General features: G+C 69.9%; 22 protein-coding genes. 6 read left to right on the top strand and 16 right to left on the bottom strand.

Annotated elements, in window-relative coordinates; all coding sequences use genetic code 11:
* Positions 1-3 precede the first annotated feature (3 nt).
* On the top strand, positions 4-498 hold the full coding sequence (locus ACFU8V_RS11935; RefSeq protein WP_378871349.1) for a glutathione peroxidase: 495 nt from the start codon (positions 4-6) through the stop codon (positions 496-498).
* A 143-nt stretch (positions 499-641) separates the two neighbouring features.
* Complete coding sequence (locus ACFU8V_RS11940) at positions 642-1838, top strand: metallophosphoesterase family protein (protein ID WP_378871352.1); 1197 nt, start codon at positions 642-644, stop codon at positions 1836-1838.
* A 63-nt stretch (positions 1839-1901) separates the two neighbouring features.
* Here the strand turns inward: ACFU8V_RS11940 and ACFU8V_RS11945 are convergent, their stop codons facing one another.
* Positions 1902-2576: a DsbA family protein gene (locus ACFU8V_RS11945; RefSeq protein WP_378871355.1), complete on the bottom strand. Its 675-nt coding sequence runs from the start codon at positions 2574-2576 to the stop codon at positions 1902-1904.
* Between the two features lie 52 nt (positions 2577-2628).
* Between ACFU8V_RS11945 and ACFU8V_RS11950 the strand changes: the two genes are divergently transcribed.
* Positions 2629-3237, top strand: coding sequence for an AAA family ATPase (locus ACFU8V_RS11950; RefSeq protein ID WP_378871359.1), 609 nt, complete (start codon positions 2629-2631; stop codon positions 3235-3237).
* Here ACFU8V_RS11950 and ACFU8V_RS11955 read toward each other — a convergent pair.
* On the bottom strand, positions 3180-3980 hold the full coding sequence (locus ACFU8V_RS11955; RefSeq protein WP_025103675.1) for an isoprenyl transferase: 801 nt from the start codon (positions 3978-3980) through the stop codon (positions 3180-3182). The two genes, ACFU8V_RS11950 and ACFU8V_RS11955, sit on opposite strands and share 58 nt — an antisense overlap.
* Positions 3977-4720 (bottom strand): DNA repair protein RecO, encoded by a 744-nt coding sequence (recO, locus tag ACFU8V_RS11960; protein WP_025103676.1) that lies wholly within the window; start codon positions 4718-4720, stop codon positions 3977-3979. The genes ACFU8V_RS11955 and recO overlap by 4 nt, the downstream gene beginning before the upstream one ends.
* Before the next feature lie 34 nt (positions 4721-4754).
* On the opposite strand from recO, the gene ACFU8V_RS11965 reads away from it, so the two are divergent.
* A complete protein-coding gene (locus tag ACFU8V_RS11965; protein WP_025103677.1) occupies positions 4755-5447 on the top strand; it encodes a trimeric intracellular cation channel family protein in 693 nt (230 codons plus the stop codon).
* 66 nt (positions 5448-5513) lie between these two features.
* On the opposite strand, the gene ACFU8V_RS11970 is transcribed toward ACFU8V_RS11965, so the two are convergent.
* Positions 5514-6227, bottom strand: a complete 714-nt coding sequence (locus ACFU8V_RS11970; RefSeq protein ID WP_025103678.1) for a TetR/AcrR family transcriptional regulator C-terminal domain-containing protein — start codon at positions 6225-6227, stop codon at positions 5514-5516.
* Positions 6228-6293: 66 nt separating this feature from the next.
* Here ACFU8V_RS11970 and ACFU8V_RS11975 point away from each other — a divergent pair, with 66 nt between their 5' ends.
* Positions 6294-6674 carry a glyoxalase/bleomycin resistance/extradiol dioxygenase family protein gene (locus ACFU8V_RS11975; RefSeq protein ID WP_126893065.1) on the top strand — a complete coding sequence of 127 codons (381 nt, stop codon included), beginning with the start codon at positions 6294-6296 and terminating at the stop codon, positions 6672-6674.
* A 73-nt stretch (positions 6675-6747) separates the two neighbouring features.
* Here ACFU8V_RS11975 and leuA read toward each other — a convergent pair whose 3' ends face one another.
* On the bottom strand, positions 6748-8502 hold the full coding sequence (gene leuA / locus ACFU8V_RS11980) for a 2-isopropylmalate synthase (RefSeq protein ID WP_378871365.1): 1755 nt from the start codon (positions 8500-8502) through the stop codon (positions 6748-6750).
* Positions 8503-8670: 168 nt separating this feature from the next.
* Here leuA and ACFU8V_RS11985 point away from each other — a divergent pair, with 168 nt between their 5' ends.
* Entirely contained in the window at positions 8671-9318 is a 648-nt protein-coding gene (locus tag ACFU8V_RS11985) for a hypothetical protein (RefSeq protein ID WP_378871368.1), read from the top strand.
* Here ACFU8V_RS11985 and ACFU8V_RS11990 read toward each other — a convergent pair.
* Genes ACFU8V_RS11990 through dnaJ form a run of 11 tightly spaced genes read right to left on the bottom strand, consistent with a single transcriptional unit; the run spans position 9315 to position 18262 of the window.
* On the bottom strand, positions 9315-10256 hold the full coding sequence (locus tag ACFU8V_RS11990) for an NADP-dependent oxidoreductase (protein ID WP_338566222.1): 942 nt from the start codon (positions 10254-10256) through the stop codon (positions 9315-9317). The genes ACFU8V_RS11985 and ACFU8V_RS11990 overlap by 4 nt on opposite strands.
* Before the next feature lie 43 nt (positions 10257-10299).
* A complete protein-coding gene (locus tag ACFU8V_RS11995; protein WP_085607737.1) occupies positions 10300-10770 on the bottom strand; it encodes a hypothetical protein in 471 nt (156 codons plus the stop codon).
* Positions 10767-11750 carry a hypothetical protein gene (locus ACFU8V_RS12000; RefSeq protein ID WP_085607739.1) on the bottom strand — a complete coding sequence of 328 codons (984 nt, stop codon included), beginning with the start codon at positions 11748-11750 and terminating at the stop codon, positions 10767-10769. Before ACFU8V_RS12000 ends, ACFU8V_RS11995 begins: the two co-directional genes overlap by 4 nt.
* Positions 11750-12271, bottom strand: coding sequence for an RNA polymerase sigma factor (locus ACFU8V_RS12005; protein WP_025103685.1), 522 nt, complete (start codon positions 12269-12271; stop codon positions 11750-11752). Before ACFU8V_RS12005 ends, ACFU8V_RS12000 begins: the two co-directional genes overlap by 1 nt.
* Before the next feature lie 54 nt (positions 12272-12325).
* On the bottom strand, positions 12326-13222 hold the full coding sequence (gene era, locus ACFU8V_RS12010) for a GTPase Era (RefSeq protein ID WP_062635160.1): 897 nt from the start codon (positions 13220-13222) through the stop codon (positions 12326-12328).
* Complete coding sequence (locus tag ACFU8V_RS12015) at positions 13215-14507, bottom strand: hemolysin family protein (RefSeq protein ID WP_025103687.1); 1293 nt, start codon at positions 14505-14507, stop codon at positions 13215-13217. The genes era and ACFU8V_RS12015 overlap by 8 nt, the downstream gene beginning before the upstream one ends.
* The gene (gene ybeY, locus ACFU8V_RS12020; protein WP_025103688.1) at positions 14504-14965 is read right to left on the bottom strand and encodes an rRNA maturation RNase YbeY; all 462 of its coding nucleotides are present in this window, start codon (positions 14963-14965) and stop codon (positions 14504-14506) included. The genes ACFU8V_RS12015 and ybeY overlap by 4 nt, the downstream gene beginning before the upstream one ends.
* The gene (locus tag ACFU8V_RS12025; protein WP_374460152.1) at positions 14962-15987 is read right to left on the bottom strand and encodes a PhoH family protein; all 1026 of its coding nucleotides are present in this window, start codon (positions 15985-15987) and stop codon (positions 14962-14964) included. Before ACFU8V_RS12025 ends, ybeY begins: the two co-directional genes overlap by 4 nt.
* Before the next feature lie 46 nt (positions 15988-16033).
* Entirely contained in the window at positions 16034-16381 is a 348-nt protein-coding gene (locus ACFU8V_RS12030; protein WP_378871375.1) for an HIT domain-containing protein, read from the bottom strand.
* 37 nt (positions 16382-16418) lie between these two features.
* Complete coding sequence (locus ACFU8V_RS12035; protein ID WP_378871378.1) at positions 16419-17147, bottom strand: 16S rRNA (uracil(1498)-N(3))-methyltransferase; 729 nt, start codon at positions 17145-17147, stop codon at positions 16419-16421.
* Between the two features lie 2 nt (positions 17148-17149).
* Positions 17150-18262: a molecular chaperone DnaJ gene (gene dnaJ / locus ACFU8V_RS12040; protein ID WP_025103692.1), complete on the bottom strand. Its 1113-nt coding sequence runs from the start codon at positions 18260-18262 to the stop codon at positions 17150-17152.
* Positions 18263-18284 lie beyond the last annotated feature (22 nt).

An 18284-nucleotide genomic window follows, 5' to 3' on the forward strand; every position in this document is an offset into this window, starting at 1 on the left:
CATATGACCGATCCCGCCCTCCGTTCCATCCCCTTCACCGACGCCCAGGGCCAGCAGAAGACTCTGGACGATCTCGGCGCCGACGTGGTGCTCGTGGTGAACGTCGCCTCGAAGTGCGGGCTCACCCCGCAGTACGAGCAGCTGGAGGAGCTGCAGCGGCGCTTCGGCGACCGCGGCTTCACCGTTGTCGGCTTCCCCTGCAACCAGTTCTTCGGCCAGGAGCCCGGTTCGGTCGACGAGATCCTCGAGTTCTGCTCCACGACGTACGGCGTCTCCTTCCCGGTGAACGACAAGGTCAAGGTCAACGGCAAGAACGCCGCCGAGCTGTACAAGGCTCTCAAGGAGGCGCCGGATGCCGGCGGCAAGGCCGGCCGCGTCGAGTGGAACTTCGAGAAGTTCCTGGTGCTCCCGGACGGGGATGTGCTGCGCTTCCGCCCGAAGCAGAAGCCCGATGCGCCGGAGATCGTCCAGGCGATCGAGGCCGCGCTCCCCCGCTGAGCGTCGTTCACCTCCGCGTCACGCGCGCACCGCGTCCCGGCGCTCGACGAGGCCGCCGTCGTTCACCGTCCGGTCTCTCCGCGGACATCTGGCGTCCCTAGTCTCACCGCGGCGACACGCGCCGAAGACGAAGGAGACCACGAATGCCCGACCGACTGCCCCTCAGCCGGCGAACTGTCCTCACGGCCGGAGCGCTCGGCGCGCTCGGCACCGCCCTCCCCCTCGGAGCCGCTCCTGCCGCCGCCGTGACCGTCCCGGCATCGCCCGGCGCGGCCCACGCGCGCAACCTGCGCTTCCGCGCGGACGGCACCTTCAAGGTCGTGCAGTTCAACGACACGCAGGACGACGAGCTCACCGACCGCCGCACCGTCGAGCTGATGGAGAAGGTGCTCGACCAGGAGAAGCCGAACTTCGTGGTCATCAACGGCGATGTGATCACGGGCGGGTGCGAGACGCGGCTGGCGGTGAAGCAGGCGATCAACAACGTCGTCATGCCGATGGAGTCCCGTCGCATCCCGTGGGCGGTCACCTACGGCAACCACGACGAGGACTCGCTGCCGCAGTCCGGCGTCGATGAGGCGGGGATGCTGCAGATCTACCGGTCGTACGAGTACAACGTGAACGCCGAGAACACGCGCGGCGTGACGGGCACGAGCAACACGATCGTGACGATCGGCTCCGCCGCGAAGAAGAACCGGGAGGCGTTCGCGCTCTGGCTGATGGACTCGGGCCGCTACGCGCCGGACGCCATCGACGGCCAGGACTTCGCCGGCTACCCGGCATGGGATTGGCTGCGCATGGACCAGGTCGCCTGGTACCGCGACCAGTCGCAGCGGCTGGAGCAGCGCCGAGGGCGCAAGGTCCCGGGCCTCATGTTCCTCCACATCGCCCTGTGGGAGCACCGCTTCATGTGGTGGGGCGGTGTGGACACCCGCACGGCGGCCGATGCCGCCCGTGGCAGGGCCCGCCACGGCATCGTCGGGGAGCGCAACGAGGACGAGTGCCCCGGGCCGTTCAACTCGGGGATGTTCAACGCGATCCTCGAGCGCGGCGACGTGAAGGGCGTGTTCGTCGGCCACGACCATGTCAACGACTACATGGGCGACTACTACGGCGTGATGCTCGGATACGCTCCCGGCACCGGCTTCGGCGCCTACGGTCTGGCCGGCGCGGAGCGCAATCGCCTCCGGGGCGGCCGGGTGTTCGAGCTGACGGAGGCCGGCGAGGAGGTCACGATCGCCACGCGCGTCGTCTATGCGCGGGACCTCGGCATCGACCTGACGGCCAACGATCAGCCGATGGAGCCGCTCCCCCTCGGACCGCGCCAGCAGCGCCTCTGAGCCCGGGCAGCAGAACGGCGGGGACCCCGACCCGGGGTCCCCGCCGTCGTCTGTCGATGCGGGTCAGGCCTCGACGGCCGCGCTGCGCTGCGCCCAGAGATCGCGGATCACGTTCTCGAACGCCGCCGGTGGCTGCGCGCCGCTGATGCCGTACTGACCGTCGACCACGAAGAACGGCACCCCCTGGATCCCGTAGGCGCGAGCCTGCGCCTGGTCCTGCCGGACGTCGGCGAGGTACTGCTCGCTCTCGAGTGCGGCGCGGGCGCGATCGGCATCGAGGCCCACCTCGGCGGCGAGGGCGACGAGATCGTCGATGCGTCCGACGTGCTTGCCCTCGGTGAAGTAGGCGGACATGAGCCGCTCCTCCATCTCGTGCTGGCGGCCCACGGCCTTCGCGAAATGCAGCAGCTCGTGCGCCTTCACGGTGTTCGTGTGCTGCAGCAGGTCGAACCGGTACTGCAGGCCCGCGTTCGCGGCGACGTTCGTGACGTTGGCGAGCATCTGCTCGACCTGCGTGCGCGGCATCCCCTTGTGCCCGGAGAGGAAGTCGATCTCGTCGCCGTCGAAGTCGACCGGGGTGTCCGGGGAGAGCTCGAACGAGTGGAAGGTGACCGTGACCTGCGGAGCGTCCTCGTCGGCGGAGACCGCCTCCAGCCCCTTCTCGAGGTTGCGCTTGCCGATGTAGCACCAGGGGCAGGCGATGTCGGACCAGATGTCGATGGAGATGGGTTCAGTCACACCGTGATCAACCGCTCGGGCGTCCGACGTATTCCGTCAGTAGAATCCTCGGATGCTCTCCGCCGACGATCCCCTGCCCTTCCGGCCCGCTCGGGTGCTCGTCGCGGGCGTCACCGGGTCGGGGAAGACGACTCTGTCCCGACGGCTCGCCGCCCTCTGGGACCTCCGTCACGTGGAGATCGACGGCCTGTTCCACGGGCCGGACTGGACCCCGCGGGCGGAGTTCCTCGACGACGTGCGCGCCTTCGCCGCGGAGGAGCGCTGGGTGACCGAGTGGCAGTACACGAGCAAGGGCACCGACGAGATCCTGACCCCGAGAGCGCAGCTCGCGCTCTGGCTCGACTACCCGTACCGCGTGGTGCGGTCGCGTCTGCTCCGGCGCACCCTCAGCCGCAGCATCCTCCGCACCCGGATGTGGAACGGCAACGTCGAGAAGCCGATCTGGCGGATGCTGGGGGCCCCGCCGGAGGAGAGCATCCTGGCCTGGCAGACGAAGACGCTGCGAACCTGGTCCGAGCGCTTTCCCGCGGTGCAGGCGCGCTTCCCCCACCTCACGATCGTACGACTCACGCATCCGCGCGAGACGGAGCGCTGGCTGCGGGCTCAGGCCGAGGTCGGGGTGTCCACGGCGCCGCCGAAGCGTCGGTCGCGGGAGAGGTAGACCCCGATCGCGCGCCAGAGCTCCTCGCGCGAGAAGTCCGGCCACAGGGTGTCGAGGAACACCATCTCGGCGTAGGCCGACTGCCACAGCAGGAAGTTGGAGGTGCGCTGCTCCCCCGAGCTGCGCAGGAACAGGTCCACGTCCGGCATGTCGGGCACGTAGAGGTGACGACGGATCATCTTCTCGCTGATCGCGTTGGGCTTCACCCGCCCGGCCGCGACATCGGCTGCGATGGCCCGCATCGCGTCGACGAGTTCGACCCGACCGCCGTAGTTGACGCACATGGTAAGGGTGAGCACGTCGTTGTCGCGGGTGAGCTGCTCGGCGTACTGCAGCTCCTTGATGACGCTGCCCCACAGGCGCGGCTTGCGCCCCGCCCACCGCACACGCACACCCCACTCGTTGAGCTGATCGCGGCGGCGGTGCAGCACATCGCGGTTGTACCCCATGAGGAAGCGGACCTCCTCGGGGGAACGGGCCCAGTTCTCGGTGGAGAACGCATAGACGGAGAGGTGCTTCACGCCGGCCTGGATCGCGCCGGCGACGACGTCGAGCAGCACCTCCTCCCCGGCCTTGTGGCCCTCGATGCGGTTGAGGCCCCGGCGGTTCGCCCAGCGCCCGTTGCCGTCCATGACGATGGCGACGTGCTCCGGGACGGCCGGGAACGCGGGCGGGTACACGCCGGTCCAGTCGATCGGCCGATACGGCACGGCGTCTTTGTGCGTGTAGGGCTTCGGGCTCACCGTGCTCCTTCTCCGGGGGTGGACGACACGTGCGCGAGCGAGCGGATGCCCCGCTCCAGGTGCCACTGGGCGTACGCCGCGACGAGACCCGAGGCGGCGGCGGTGTCAGCGTGCGGCGCCGCGTCGATGAGGTCCCAGTCGCCGCGGATCAACGCGCGCAGCAGTGTCAGGGTCTTCTCGGCGATCCGCGGGCTCCCGGCGGGTGCATCGGCGTGGCAGACCAGGCCGCCCAGCTGGGCGACGAAGACGGAGTGCGGCCCCGGAGCTCCGCAGCGCGCGCAGTCCTCGAGGGACGGCGCCCACCCCGAGAGGGACATGACCCGCAGCAGGTACGAATCGAGGATGCTGCGCGGGGCGTGCTCGCCGCGGGACAGCGCCCGCAACCCTCCGACGAGCAGGAGGTACTGCTCCGGGGTGGCCTCGGCGTCGCTGAGCCGATCCGCCGTCTCGACCATGGCGTTCGCGGCGGTGAACCGGTCGTAGTGTGCGGCGATGTCCGTGCCGTAGGCTCCGAGCGACTCAGCCTGCTGCACGATGTCGAGCGAGCGGCCTTCGTAGAGCTGCACGTCGGCGACCATGAACGGCTCGAGGCGGGAGCCGAACTTCGACGAGGTGCGCCGCACGCCCTTGGCCACCGCGCGCACCTTGCCGTGCCGCCGGGACAGCATCGTGACGATGCGATCCGCCTCGCCCAGCTTGTGGGTGCGCAGGATCACCGCTTCGTCTCGGTAGGTGGGCACCCTTCGATTATCCTCCGTGCGCGACAATGGACGCGTGACCGAACCGCTCTTCACCATTCCGCTGTGGGCGGACCTCCTCGGCGTCGGCCTCGGCGGAGTGCAGGGCGCGATGTTCGCCGCCGGATTCCAGGGCCAGCGCCGGCTCGACTGGCTGGGCGTCGCGATCATCGGGATCATGATCGGCATGGGCGGCGGTCTCATCCGCGACATCCTGCTCGGACAGACGCCCGCCACCCTGCAGAACCAGTGGTACCTGGTCACGGCCGCGGGTGCCGCCCTGCTCGGCATGCTGCTGGCCGGACTCTTCACGCGGCTCAACACCGCGATCGTGGTGCTGGACGCCGTTGTGATCGGCATGTTCGGCGCCTTCGGGACGAGCAAGGCCCTCGCCTTCGGCATCCCCGAAGTGCCCGCGGTCTTCATCGGGGTCTGCGCCGCGGTCGGCGGGAGTGTGCTCCGCGACATGCTGATGGGCCTGCCGACGGCGATCATGCACGTCGGCTCGCTGTATGCCGTGGCCGCGGCCGCCGGATGCACGTTCATCGTCGTCGCGAACGCCGTCGGGATGCCCATCCCCCTCGCGGCCGTCATCGGCATCGTCGTGACCGCCGTGATCCGGATCCTCGCCGTGACGTTCGACGTCTCGCTTCCGGAGCAGCGCCGTCTCTACCGCCGCAAGGTCGCCGCGGAGACCGGTGCCATCCCGATCGTGAAGCCCCAGGACTGACTTCGAATCGCCCGATTGGCTCCATCCCGCCGCTGAATACGACCAATCGCGCGATTCGAACGACGATCAGGTGGCGGCGAGCCCGTCGATCACGCGCGCGAGGCCGAACTCCCACGCTGTTCGAGCGTCATAGGGCGCGCCCAGGGCTTCCCCGGCAGCCTGGCCCACCGACCGGGCGAGCGGCAGGTCGTCACCCAGGTAGGCCGCCAGACGCGGTGCCGCTTCCGCCCACGAGGCGGCGAACGACTCCGCACTCTGCTGCTCGCGCATGCGCGCCGCCGCGGAGAGGGTGAAGTCCAGCACGAAGCTCAACGCCGCGTCGCGCTCCACGGCGCCGAGGCCGAGGCCGTCGAAGGCGTGGAGCTCCCGGTCGTACTTGGCGATGGTGCCGGGGCCGAGTGCGACCCGCGGATCCCGGACATCGATGAGCCACGGGTGGGTGCGGAAGAGGCGCAGGTTGTCCTCGGCGATCGCCCGAACCGCCGCACGCCATCCGGAGGCCTGCGCAGGCGCGACCAGCATCCTGGCGTGCATCGCGTCCGCCATCAGGACGAGCAGGTCGGCGCGGCTGTTGACGTGCGTGTAGATCGACATCGGCGTCAGGTCGAGGCTCTGCGCGAGAGACCGGATGGTCACCGCGCCGAGCCCGTCGGCGTCAGCCAACACGACAGCGCGGTCGACCACGTCATCCGTCGAATGACGCGCCTTCGGTCCGCGCTGTGGGGTCGCGGGAGCCACGGGGCTGTGCCGCCAGAGCAGATCGACGAGGTTCTTGGTCATCGGGAATAGCCTAGACCGCTCGCGCCTTAACACTGTACGCTGTACAGACTTTCGATAAGGAGAACCGTGAACATCACGCAGACCGCCCTCTCGCTCAACGTCCCCGACGTCGCCGCCTCCGCCGCCTTCGCCATGACGCACTTCGGGTTCGAGGAGGCGATGTCCGCGGAGGGCTTCGTCTCGTTGCAGCACCCGGGGCCGGTGCCGAACGTCATCTTCCTCGAGACGGGGCTGTCGACGTTCCGCCCGGAGGAGATCGCCGGATCCGCCGGTCAGGGAACTCTGATCGTCTTCGTCGTCGACGAGATCGACCAGGAGTTCGCCCGGATCGCCGCCGCGGGCGCTCGCGTGGTCACCCCTCCCGAGACCGAACCCTGGGGCGAGCGGTACTGCCAGTTCGCCGACCCCAACGGCCTCATCTGGCAGCTGGTGCAGTGGGTGGACTGACCCTCCACTTCGAATCGCGCGATTGGCCCCATCCGGCGGCCGGAGACGACCAATCGCGCGATTCGAACGAGGATCAGACGGCGGCCAGCTCCTGCTGACGGCTGCGGATCGACCGGTTCACACCGGACACGATCGCCTTGAGCGATGCGGTCGAGATGTCGCCGTCGATGCCGACCCCCCACAGGCGCTGATCGCCCACCTGCAGCTCGACGTAGGCCGCGGCCTGCGCGTCCCCACCGGCACTGAGAGCGTGCTCCACGTAGTCGTAGACCGTGATGTCGAAGCCCTGACCACGCAGCACCTCGACGAACGCGGCGACCGGACCGTTGCCGTTACCCGACACGGAGACCTCCTGGTCGTCGTCCCGCAGCACGACGTCGAGCACGACGTCGCCGGACATGTCGCTCCGGGTCTGCGTGGCGAGCAGTTCGAAGCGCCCCCACTTCGCCTCGGTGTCCACGGCGGGCAGGTACTCGTCGGTGAAGATCGACCAGATCTGCTCGCTGGTGACCTCTCCGCCCTCGGCATCCGTCTTGGCCTGCACGACCCCGGAGAACTCGATCTGGAGCTTGCGCGGCAGGTCGATCGCGTGGTCGGACTTGAGCAGGTACGCGACGCCGCCCTTGCCCGACTGGGAGTTCACGCGGATGACGGCCTCGTAGGAGCGACCGAGGTCCTTCGGGTCGACGGGCAGATACGGCACGGCCCATTCGATCTCGTCGACCGTCACGCCCGCCGCCTCGGCTCTGGCGGCCATGGCCTCGAAGCCCTTCTTGATGGCGTCCTGGTGCGAGCCGCTGAACGCCGTGAAGACGAGGTCACCGGCCCACGGGCTGCGCTCGGGCACCGGCAGCTGGTTGCAGTACTCGACCGTACGCTTGACCTGGTCGATGTCGCTGAAGTCGATCTGCGGATCGATGCCCTGCGTGAACATGTTGATGCCGAGCGCGACGAGGTCGACGTTGCCCGTGCGCTCCCCGTTGCCGAAAAGGCACCCCTCGATGCGGTCGGCTCCGGCCATGTACCCCAGCTCGGCCGCGGCGATCGCGGTACCGCGGTCGTTGTGCGGGTGGAGCGACAGGATCACGTTCTCGCGGTGGTTCAGGTGACGACTCATCCACTCGATGGAGTCGGCGTAGACGTTCGGCGTCGCCATCTCCACCGTCGCGGGGAGGTTGATGATGACCTTGCGGTCCGGCGTGGGCTCGAAGATCTCGATGACCTGGTTGCAGACGTCGACCGCGAACTCCAGCTCGGTGCCGGTGTAGCTCTCCGGGGAGTACTCGTAGTACACCTGCGTGTCCGGGATCGTCTTCTCGAACCGGCGGCACAGCCGGGCGCCCTCGAGCGCGATGTCGATGATGCCCTGCTTGTCGGTGCGGAAGACGACCTCGCGCTGCAGAACGCTCGTGGAGTTGTACAGGTGCACGATGGCCTGCTTCGCACCGGCGATGGCCTCGTAGGTGCGGGCGATCAGGTGCTCGCGCGCCTGCGTCAGGACCTGGATCGTGACGTCATCCGGGATGAGGTTCTCCTCGATCAACTGACGCACGAAGTCGAAGTCGGTCTGGCTCGCCGAGGGGAAACCGACCTCGATCTCCTTGTAGCCCATGCCGACGAGCAGCTCGAACATGACGCGCTTGCGCTCGGGCGACATGGGGTCGATGAGAGCCTGGTTGCCGTCGCGGAGATCGACCGCGCACCAGCGGGGCGCCTCGGTGATGCGGGCGTCGGGCCAGGTGCGGTCAGGCAGGTGGACGGCGATCTGCTCGTGGAACGGCCGGTACTTGTGGATCGGCATCGCGGACGGGCGCTGGGTGTTCTGCATGATGGGGCTTCTTCTCTTCGTCACAATGAACGGGCCAACACAAGCGCCGCGACGAGGAAGGCCCTAGCTCTAGGACTCGTCGCGGCAGCTAAGAAGAAGCAGACCGCCGAAAGGCATGTGGTCATGCTAGCACCTGAGACGATCCGTGCACGCGCGACACTGGTCGGTATGAGGTCCTTCCGCGATCGCTCTCCCCTCGTCGTCGGCGTCGCGACGGCTCTGCTGCTCCTGGCCGGCTGCACCACCGCGCCGGGAGCGTCCGCACCGCCGACGAGCACGACGGTGCCGTCAGACACGCGCTGGGAGGAGGCGGAGCCCGCGCCACCGACAGGACCCGTGGTCGGCACCGGAACCGTGCTCGACGAGTCCGGGGATGTCCGGCTGTGCCTCGGCGCGATCCGCGAGTCGTATCCCCCGCAGTGCGACGGTGTGCCGCTCGACGGGTGGAGCTGGGACGGCGTTGACGGCCGCGAGACGTCCGGAGAGACGCAGTGGGGGGCCTATGCGGTCACCGGTGCCTGGGACGGCGAGCGGTTCACGGTGACCGGGCCGCCTGCTCTCCTCGCGCTCTACGATCCGATGGCGCCGGAGGACCCCACCGGCGGCGTGGACGGCACCAGCACGGCGGAGGAGCTCGACCGCGTGCAGAACGACATCGCCGGCCGCCTCGGTGCGGAGGCTCTCGCACTGTCCATCGATCGCGGCTACGTCTGGCTCCAGGTCGTCTGGGATGACGGTTCCATGCAGAACGTCGCGGATGAGGAGTACGGCGAGGGCGTCGTCATCGTGACCTCGGCACTGCAGGAGATCGGCTAGCCCTCGGGGATCAGCGCGAGCTTGCCGCCCGGGTGCCCGGTGGCGAGGAGGCGATGGGCCTCCGGCGCCTCGGCCATCGGGTAGGTCTGTGCCACAGGGACCACGAGGTCGCCGTTCTGCGCCAGAGCGAGGAGTTCGCTGCGCACCTCGTCGCGGAACCGGGCGCTGTCCGGCATCGACCCGGCGATCGCGAGGAAACCCTCGGCGGACGCCCGTGACGGGTTCGCGATCGTGACGATCCTCCGGCGGTCCGCCACCAGGCTCAGGGAGACGTCGACGGCTTCGTCGGTCCCCACCGCATCGAGAGCCGCGGCGACCGGACCGTCCGCCAGCGCGCGCACCCGCTCCGCGAGCCCGGCACCGTAGGCCACGGGGATGCCGCCGAACCGCCGCACCTCGTCGAAGCGCTCAGGGCTCGCCGTACCGATCACCCGGACGTCCCGCAGCCGGGCCTGCTGCAGCACGCTGACCCCCACCGCACCGGACGCTCCGTGCAACAGGATCGTCTCCCCCGGGGCCGCCCCAGTGACGGCGAGCATCTCGGCAGCGGTCGTGCCGACGAGCAGGAGGTTCGCCGCCTCGGGGTGCGCGAGCGTCGTCGGCTTCGCGAAGACCGTGGCAGCCGGCACCGTGAGCTCCGTCGCGTACCCGCCCCGGACGCGGAAGGCCACGACCTCGTCGCCGACCCCGGCGTCGCCCGAGCCGATGCGGGTCCCGGGGCCGATCGCCACGAGCTCACCCGAGACCTCGTACCCGATGGCGACCGGGAACTCGAGCCCCGGCCGAGCGGCCGCCACATGCTTCGCGTCGGCCGGATTCACCCCGGCGGCGCGCACCCGGATCGTGACCTCGCCCTGGCGCGGCGGCGCGGGCACGTACTCCTCGAAAGCCCACGACTCGGGAGGCCCGGCCGTCGTCGCCACCCAGTGCTTCGCCATGCCCTCGCCCCTCATCGTCTCCTGTACCGGCCCGCCCCGGCTCTCAGAGGAAGCAGCGGATGTTGGTCGCGGAACCCGAGACGTTGCCCCAGGCATTGGCGTTGACGGTCGCGAGCACCGAGGCCCCGTTACGCACCTGCATGTACCCCGAGGTCCGCGCGTTCGCCGCGGAACGTGTGGCGAACGACGACGGGATGGTGATGGTGGTGCAGCTCCCCCAGCTCAGCATGCCACCGCCGAGGTTGGAGGCGTTGTACGCGCAGATCCGCCCGGTCGCGCAGGAGCCGACGGAGCGCGCCGCGACCCGCGACGACGCCGGGGCCGGTCGGTACTCCATGTCGAGTTTCGGCCAGACGGCGCTGCCGCCGTCGGTCACCACACCGCCGGGAACCTCTTCGAGCAACTGGGAGAGCTGGGGATCGACGGGCTCCTCGGCTGCCGCGACGGTGGGGCCGCCGGTCACGACGAGAGCCAGGGCCACGAGAACCGCGGTCAGCGGGCGCGAGTGCTTCATTGCACGACCTCCTCAGGGATGTCCCACATCCGGTAGTCCACGACCGCACCGGCCGGGAAGACGCCGTCGTCCTTCAGGACGGTTCGCTCGATGCCGACGATGCGGCCGGTGTCGAGGGACACCAGAAGGTCGTCGCTCACGATGCCGTCCGCGGACAGCACGCGGATACCGGCGACAGGACGCCCGAGGCGGTCGGTGGACTCGCCGAGCGCCTGCGCTCCTCCGGAGGCCTCGATGAGCGTCAACACCTCGGCGTGCTGCGCGTTGGTGAGCGTCCACTGACCGAAGACCGAGGTGAGGGCGGTCACCACCTCGAAGGCCGTCGGGTCGTTCGGCATGTCGAATGCCTCCAGGAGCGCCCGCACGTCGGCGGCGGACTCCCCCGGCGCGGCGACGACCGGGGTCTCGAACTCGCCGGGGGCGAAGGTCACGCGCGAGGCCACCTCGCCGCTGCTCACGATCTCGGAGTCGCCGTTCGCGACCGCGTCCTCGGGATCGTAGGGGACGCCGTTGATGGCGAGGGCTTCCCCGGAGAGGTCTTCCCGCCAGGTGAACGTCGAGAACTGCGGCATGACCTCGGTGCGCCCCGTGTCCATCTCCGCGTTGAACGACCAGGACGCGGTCCGCACCGAGCGCTCCGGGTCGGCGGGCGGCGCGAACACCGTCAGCTCGGTCTCCGCGTCGGCCACGATGTCGCTCAGCGAGCCGGTGCTCTCGAAGACCAGCGGCGACGGAGTACCCGCGACGGCGGACTGCGGCGGAGTGAGGGCCGCGAAGGCGATGGCGACCGCCGCGGCGGCGGCGGTCAGCCCTGCGGCCCAGCCGATCGTCCGGGTCCGCCGGCGGCGCTGCGGCGCGGGAGCGGACCGGATGATGCGGTCGCGCGCGGCGATCGCGCGCGCGTCCGGCTCGGCGTCGCGCGGCGTGCGCGCGGGATCGGCCTCGACGAGCACGCGCTCGAGCAGGGCATTCTCAGGCATCACGCACTCCCCGTCTCCTCCAGTCCTAGCGTGGCGCGCAGCCGTTCCTCGGCCCGCGCCAGCGTCTTCCGCACCCGGGACTCCGAAGCGCGCAGCAGCTCCGCAATCTCCCCCACCGCGAGTCCATCCCAGTACGTGAGCATGATGATACGCCGTTGCCCGGGAGTGAGGACACCCAAAGCTCGGAGGACTTCGCTGCGGCCGAACCCGCCGAGGGTCTCCGGGTCGCCGGAGAGCCCCGCGTGCACGGCATCGATCGCACCGTGCGCGGTGGGAGAACGCCGAGCGCGGGCACGAAGGTGGCGGTCCGTCTGTCGGAGCAGCCAGACCTTCCCGGGGGGACGGGTCGGGCGCAGTCGTGACCACGCGACGAGGAACACCTCCGACACGATCTCACTGACCTCGTCGTCATCGGGGACGACGCCCTCGATGTGGTGGCGCACCGTCGCCCAGTGCTCGTCGAACACTCGTGTGAAGACCTCGTTCCGCAGCGAGCTCGGGTCTTCGCCGCGGCCGATCATGTCGGTGGGGTCGGCGGTCGGCCCGCCGCCTCCGACGTCCTGCTGCCCGGCATGTCAGAACCCGAGCCGCCCGAGCTGCTTCGGATCGCGCTGCCACTCCTTCGCGACCTTGACATGGAGCCCGAGGAAGACGCGGGTCCCGAGCAGTTCCTCGATGCCGGCGCGGGCGCGCGCTCCCACGTCGCGGAGGCGCTTGCCCTTGTGGCCGATGATGATCGCCTTCTGGCTGTCCCGCTCCACGACGATGGAGGCATGCACGTCGGTGAGGTCGCTGTCCTCGCGCGGGGCGATGTCATCGACGACGACGGCGATCGAGTGCGGGAGCTCGTCGCGCACGCCGTCGAGGGCGGCCTCGCGGATGATCTCCGCGATCCGGTCCTCGGCGGACTCGTCGGTGGTGACGCCCTCGGGGTAGAGCGCGGGCCCCTCCGGCATGAGCTGCAGGATCTCGTCCGCCAGCACCTCGAGCTGATCCCGCGTCAGCGCCGACAGCGGGATCACCGCCGCCCAGTCCTCGCGGAGGGAGTCCACCTCCATGAGTCGTTCGGTGATCTCATCGCGCCCGGCAGCATCGGTCTTCGTGACGATGGCGATCTTCTGCGCCCGCGGGTAGCCGTCCAGCGAGGCGGCGATCCGGCGGTCGCCGGGACCGACCTTCTCGGTGGCGGGCACGCAGAAGCCGATCACGTCGACGTCGCCCAGGACCTGCTCGACAAGATCGTTCAGCCGCTCGCCGAGGAGTGTGCGCGGCTTGTGGATGCCGGGGGTGTCGACGATGACGAGCTGCCCGTCCGGACGGTTGAGGATGCCGCGGATCGCGCGGCGCGTGGTCTGCGGCTTCTCGCTGGTGATGGCGATCTTCTCGCCGACCAGGGCGTTGGTGAGCGTGGACTTGCCCACGTTCGGCCGCCCGACGAAGGTCACGAACCCGCTCCGGGTGTCTTCAGTCATCGCGCCGCTCTCCTTCATCCTGCACTTCTTCGGGCTCTGCTGCCCTTTCCACGAACACCGTCGCGATCCCGCGCCCCCGGCCGCGCGACGCGCCTCCGGTGAGCACGAGCCCGTGGACGGTCGCCGTCGCACCGGGCTGCGGGACCTGGCCGAGCGTCTTGCCGAGCAGGCCGCCGATGGAGTCGACGTCCTCGTCCTCGAGCTCCAGACCGAACAGATCGCCCACGTCCTCCAGCGAGAGCCGGGAGCTCACGCGATAGCGGCCGTCGCCCAGGTCGACGAACTCGGCGGACACCTGATCGTACTCGTCCGAGATCTCCCCCACGAGCTCCTCGATGAGGTCCTCCAGCGTCACCAGGCCGGAGATCCCGCCATGCTCGTCGATCACGAGGCAGACGTGCACGGCGTCGCGCTTCATCTGCTGCAGCAGCGTCTCCGCGCGCATCGACTCGGGGACGAACGTGGCCGGCCGGGCGATCGGACGGATGGAGGCCGCGCGCCAGGCGCTGTCGTCCCGGTACGCGAACTGCACGAGGTCCTTGAGGTACAGCACCCCGACGACGTCGTCGGCCTCATCGTCGACGACGGGCATGCGGGACACCCCGCGATGAAGGAAGAGCGACATGGCCTCGTCAGTCGTCGCCTCCGCACCCACGGTGACCATCTCGGTGCGCGGCACCATCACCGCCCGGACGAACTGGTCGGTGAAGTCGAACACCGAGTGGATGAGGTCGCGGTCGTCCTCCTCGATGAGGTCGTTGGACGCGGCCTCGTCGACCATGCTCAGCAGCTGGTCCTCGCTGGAGAACGAACTGCGTCCGGTCCCCGGCGTGACACGGTTGCCGAGGACGACGAGCCCCTGGGCGATGGGGCCCAGGATGATCCGGAGTCCGCGCACGATGGCCGCGCTCCCGCGGATCATGCTCTCGGCGTGCTGGTGACCGAACGTCCGCGGACTCGCCCCGACGAGGACGAAGGTGATGCCGGTCATCAGGATGGCGGCGGCGAGCATCGCCCACCAGATGTTCTCGAAGACGATCGTGAACGCCACGGTGACGAGCACGGCGGCCGTCACCTCCGCGAGGACACGGATGAAGGCGACGGCGTTGACGTGCGCGTCGAGGTCGGCGGCGATGCGCCCGAGGGCCTTCGCACGGCGTCCCTCGGTGGCCATGTCCTCCAGCCCAGCGCGCGAGGTCACGCCGTATGCCGCGTCGATCGCGGCCATGAGGCCGCCGAACGCCACCAGCAGCACCGCGGCGACGAGCAGCAGCAGCTCCGTCATCGCCGACGGCGCTCGGACGCGGCGAAGCCCTGGATGAGCTGCTTCTGCAGCCCGAACATCTCCCGCTCCTCATCCGGCTCGGCGTGGTCGAACCCGAGCAGGTGCAGCAGTCCGTGCGTCGTGAGCAGGATGAGCTCGTCCATGAGGGTGTGGCCGGCGGCCTGCGCCTGCGTCTCCGCGACCTGCGGGCAGAGGACGATGTCGCCGAGCAGCCCGGGAGGCGTCGGACGGTCCTCGGTGCCGGGCCGGAGCTCGTCCATCGGGAAGCTCAGGACGTCGGTCGGCCCCGGCTCGTCCATCCACTGCACGTGCAGCGCCTCCATGGCGCCCTCGTCGACGAGCACGATGGCCACCTCGGCGTCCGCGCTGACGTGGAGCTGCGCGAGGTTGAAGTCCGTCAGCCGCTGCAGCACGGTCTCGTCGACATCGATGGCCGACTCGTTGTTGATCTCGATCATGAGAGCCCTCGTTTCGGCATGCGGTCGCGTGGTCCGGGTCGCTGGGCGCCGCGGCGCTCGGCGCGGTTGGCGAACTCGTGCGCCTGCTCGCGCTCGGCCCGCTGCGCCACGCGCCGCTCGTCGTACTCGCTGTAGGCGTCGACGATGCGCCCCACCAGGGAGTGCCGGACCACGTCGTCGCTGGTGAGACGGGAGAAGTGGATGTCGTCGATGCCGTCGAGCACCCGGGTGACCAGGCGGAGGCCGGAGGCGCCCTGCGGAAGGTCGACCTGGGTGATGTCGCCGGTGACGACCATCTTCGTGCCGAACCCGAGACGCGTGAGGAACATCTTCATCTGCTCGGGCGTGGTGTTCTGCGCCTCGTCGAGCACGACGAAGGAGTCGTTGAGGGTGCGTCCGCGCATGTACGCGAGGGGCGCGACCTCGATGGTGCCCGTCGCCATCAGGCGCGGCACGATCTCCGGATCCATCATCTCGTTGAGCGCGTCGTAGAGCGGCCGCAGGTACGGATCGATCTTGTCGGTGAGCGTGCCGGGGAGGAACCCGAGGCGCTCCCCCGCCTCGACCGCCGGACGGGTGAGGATGATGCGGGTGACCTCCTTGCGCTGCAGCGCCTGGACGGCCTTCGCCATCGCGAGGTAGGTCTTGCCCGTTCCGGCCGGACCGATGCCGAACACGATCGTGTTCTCCTCGATCGCGTCGACGTACTCCTTCTGACCGAGGGTCTTCGGCCGGATCACCTTGCCCCGCGTGGAGAGGATCGCCTCGCCCAGCACCTCGCTGGGCCGCGGGCCGCCGTCCTGACGCAGCATGCGCGCCGAGCTGGACACGTCGCTCGGGGCGAGATCGTGCCCGGCCTTGGTCATCGTGAGGAGCTCGTCGACGAGGGTCTTAGCCTCGGCGACGGCCTCGCGCGCGCCCGTGAGCGTGATCTCGTTGCCGCGGACGAGCACCTGCACGTCGCGGTGCTCGCGCTCGAGCATCCGCAGCAGCCGGTCCTGCGGACCGAGCAGCTGCACCATCGCGACGCCGTCGGCGTAGAGCCGTTCGGTGACGTTTTCCTGATCGTCAGAAGCCAACGAGCTTGTTCTCCTCGAGGTTGCCGAGCACATGGGCGTGCACGTGGAAGACGGACTGCGCGACGCTCGCGCCGTTGTTGAAGATGAGGCGGTACTCGCCGTTGGCGTGTTCCTCCGCGATGCGCTTGGCGGCGGCGACCATCTCGGCCAGCAGCGTGGGATCCCCGGCCGCGAGCTCGGTCACGTCGCGGTACTCCTCGGTCTTGGGGATGACGAGCACATGGAGCGGCGCCTGCGGATCGATGTCGCGGATCGCGAAGACGCGGCCCGTGTCGAGCAGGATCTCCCCGGGGATGTCCCCGGTGAGGATGCGCGTGAAGATCGAGGGTTCGCTCATGCTCTCAGCTTACTGGGGGGACGCGCGGCGCGGCCGGTCACCAGCGCCCGAGGGCCGCGGAAAGCACAGCGATGGCCGCGGGGCCCGCCGTGGACGTGCGCAGCACGGTGTCGCCGAGCAGCACGCGTTCGGCGCCCGCGGCGGTGAGCTTCTCGAGCTCCTCCGGAGCGATCCCGCCCTCCGGACCCACCACGAGCACCAGGTCACGGTCATCCGGCACCAGGGCGGAGAGCCGCGCGGTCGCGGTCGGGTCGAGCAGGAGCACGCGCTGCGTCGCCGCGCGGGTCGCGAGCTGTGCGGTCGTCTCCGGGGCGGCCACCTCGGGCACCCAGGCACGGTGCGCCTGCTTCGCGGCCTCGCGGACGATCGTCGCCCACCGCTCACGTCCCTTCACCGCCTTCGGCCCCTCCCAGCGCGACACGCTGCGACCCGCCTGCCACGGCACGATCTCGTCGACGCCCAGTTCGCACGCGGCCTGCACGGCGAGCTCGTCGCGGTCGCCCTTCGCGAGCGCCTGCACGAGCACGAGGCGCGGGCTCGCCGGCTCGTGCTCGACGCGCGCGGTGATCCGGACATCGACGCGCGACGGCGACACCGCTTCGGCCACGCCGGTCAGCCAGATGCCCCGACCGTCACCGACCGTGACGGCCTCGCCGACGCGCAGCCGCCGGACGACGGCCGCATGCTTCGCCTCGGTCCCGGTCAGGGAGACGAGGCCGGCCACCGCGGCATCACCCGCGGATTCGACGAGGAAGTGCAGCGCCACGATCAGTGGGCGCGGAACCGGTCGCGCAGCTTGGAGAACAGGCCCTGCTGGAACTGCGCGAGCTGCGGGCCCGGCGCCTTGTTCTTCTTGGCGAAGTCCTCGATGAGCTTGCGCTGCGCGGAGTCGAGCTTGGTGGGGGTGACCACCTGCACGCCGACGCGGAGGTCGCCGCGCTGGGTGCCGCGCAGCGGCGTGATGCCTCGGCCCTTGATGGTCAGCACGTCACCGGACTGCACGCCGGCGCGGATCTCCAGGTCGACCTCCCCGTCGAGTCCCTCGATCGAGGTCTCGGTGCCGAGGATGGCGTCGGTCATGGACACCTCGAGCGTGGCGAGCAGGTCGTCGCCGTCACGGCTGAAGGCGGGGTGCGGGTTGACCGTGACCTCCACGTAGAGGTCGCCGTTCGGGCCGCCCGCGCGGCCGACCTCGCCGGAGCCGGGGAGCTGCAGCCGCAGTCCGGTCTCGACGCCCGCCGGGATGTCGAGGGACACCGTGCGGCGCGAGCGGACGCGTCCCTGCCCGCCACAGGTGCCGCAGGGGTACGGGATGGTCGTGCCGTAGCCCTCGCAGGTGCCACATGGCTGGGAGGTGACGACGTTGCCGAGAAGGCTCCGCACCTGACGCTGCACGTGCCCCGTGCCGCCGCAGATGTCGCAGGTGACGGGCGACGTGCCCTCCTGGCAGCACGAGCCCTGACAGGTCTCGCAGAGCACGGCCGTGTCGACCTCGATGTCGCGGTGCGCACCGAAGACCACATCGCCGAGATCGAGGGTGACCCGGACGAGCGCGTCCTGACCGCGCTCTCGCCGCGATCGCGGACGGGCGCCGCGTCCGCCACCCTGTGACGCGCCGAAGAACGTCTCGAAGATGTCGCCGAAGCCTCCGAAGCCGCCGAAGTTGTTCGCGCCGTCACCTCCGCCCATGTCGTACCGGCGGCGCGACTCCTCGTCGCTGAGCACGTCGTAGGCGTGCGTGACGAGCTTGAACTTCTCCGCAGCCTCCTCCCCCGGATTCACGTCCGGGTGGAGCTGCCGCGCCAGGCGCCGATACGCCTTCTTGATCTCGTCGGTGGAAGCGTCCCGGGACACCCCGAGAACCTCGTAGTGGTCCGCCACAATCGCCTTTCTGCGTGTGATT

The organism is Microbacterium sp. NPDC057658 (genome assembly GCF_042799975.1).
Taxonomy (GTDB): domain Bacteria; phylum Actinomycetota; class Actinomycetes; order Actinomycetales; family Microbacteriaceae; genus Microbacterium.

Coding starts and splice junctions, on each gene's coding strand:
- leuA (WP_378871365.1), bottom strand. CDS start 8,502: ATGCAGAACACCCAGCGCCCGTCCGCGATGCCGATCCACAAGTACCGG.
- ACFU8V_RS11935 (WP_378871349.1), top strand. CDS start 4: ATGACCGATCCCGCCCTCCGTTCCATCCCCTTCACCGACGCCCAGGGC.
- ACFU8V_RS12025 (WP_374460152.1), bottom strand. CDS start 15,987: ATGGTGCAGCTGCTCGGTCCGCAGGACCGGCTGCTGCGGATGCTCGAG.
- ACFU8V_RS11950 (WP_378871359.1), top strand. CDS start 2,629: ATGCTCTCCGCCGACGATCCCCTGCCCTTCCGGCCCGCTCGGGTGCTC.
- era (WP_062635160.1), bottom strand. CDS start 13,222: ATGACTGAAGACACCCGGAGCGGGTTCGTGACCTTCGTCGGGCGGCCG.
- ACFU8V_RS11985 (WP_378871368.1), top strand. CDS start 8,671: ATGAGGTCCTTCCGCGATCGCTCTCCCCTCGTCGTCGGCGTCGCGACG.
- ACFU8V_RS12000 (WP_085607739.1), bottom strand. CDS start 11,750: ATGCCTGAGAATGCCCTGCTCGAGCGCGTGCTCGTCGAGGCCGATCCC.
- ACFU8V_RS12015 (WP_025103687.1), bottom strand. CDS start 14,507: ATGACGGAGCTGCTGCTGCTCGTCGCCGCGGTGCTGCTGGTGGCGTTC.
- ACFU8V_RS11970 (WP_025103678.1), bottom strand. CDS start 6,227: ATGACCAAGAACCTCGTCGATCTGCTCTGGCGGCACAGCCCCGTGGCT.
- ACFU8V_RS12030 (WP_378871375.1), bottom strand. CDS start 16,381: ATGAGCGAACCCTCGATCTTCACGCGCATCCTCACCGGGGACATCCCC.
- ybeY (WP_025103688.1), bottom strand. CDS start 14,965: ATGATCGAGATCAACAACGAGTCGGCCATCGATGTCGACGAGACCGTG.
- ACFU8V_RS12005 (WP_025103685.1), bottom strand. CDS start 12,271: ATGATCGGCCGCGGCGAAGACCCGAGCTCGCTGCGGAACGAGGTCTTC.
- ACFU8V_RS11995 (WP_085607737.1), bottom strand. CDS start 10,770: ATGAAGCACTCGCGCCCGCTGACCGCGGTTCTCGTGGCCCTGGCTCTC.
- ACFU8V_RS11940 (WP_378871352.1), top strand. CDS start 642: ATGCCCGACCGACTGCCCCTCAGCCGGCGAACTGTCCTCACGGCCGGA.
- ACFU8V_RS11990 (WP_338566222.1), bottom strand. CDS start 10,256: ATGGCGAAGCACTGGGTGGCGACGACGGCCGGGCCTCCCGAGTCGTGG.